This window comes from Frateuria defendens, from assembly GCF_001182895.1.
GTDB classification, from domain to species: Bacteria; Pseudomonadota; Gammaproteobacteria; order Xanthomonadales; family Rhodanobacteraceae; genus Frateuria_B; species Frateuria_B defendens.
In genome coordinates this window covers 1-327 of the sequence record NZ_LFQR01000314.1, presented here as the reverse complement: position 1 = coordinate 327, position 327 = coordinate 1, and the positions used below count along the sequence as shown (strand labels likewise).

The 327-nt window shown below is 33.3% G+C and carries 1 pseudogene; it reads right to left on the bottom strand.

Going from position 1 to position 327, the window contains the following annotated elements:
• A pseudogene (locus ACH65_RS19400) lies at nucleotides 1-320 on the bottom strand (IS6-like element IS257 family transposase); the annotation flags it as partial.
• Nucleotides 321-327 lie beyond the last annotated feature (7 nt).

The following is a 327-nucleotide window of genomic DNA, read 5'->3' as shown; positions in this document are numbered from 1 at the left end:
TGCTTACGCAACCAAATATCTAATGTATGTCCCTCTGTATCAATGGCACGATATAAATAGCTCCATTTTCCTTTTATTTTGATATACGTCTCATCAATACGCCATTTGTAATAAGCTTTTTTATGCTTTTTCTTCCAAATTTGATATAAAATTGGGGCATATTCTTGAACCCAACGGTAGACCGTTGAATGATGAACGTTTACACCACGTTCCCTTAATATTTCAGATATATCACGATAACTCAATGCATATCTTAGATAGTAGCCAACAGCTACAGTGATAACATCCTTGTTAAATTGTTTATATCTGAAATAGTTCATACAGAAG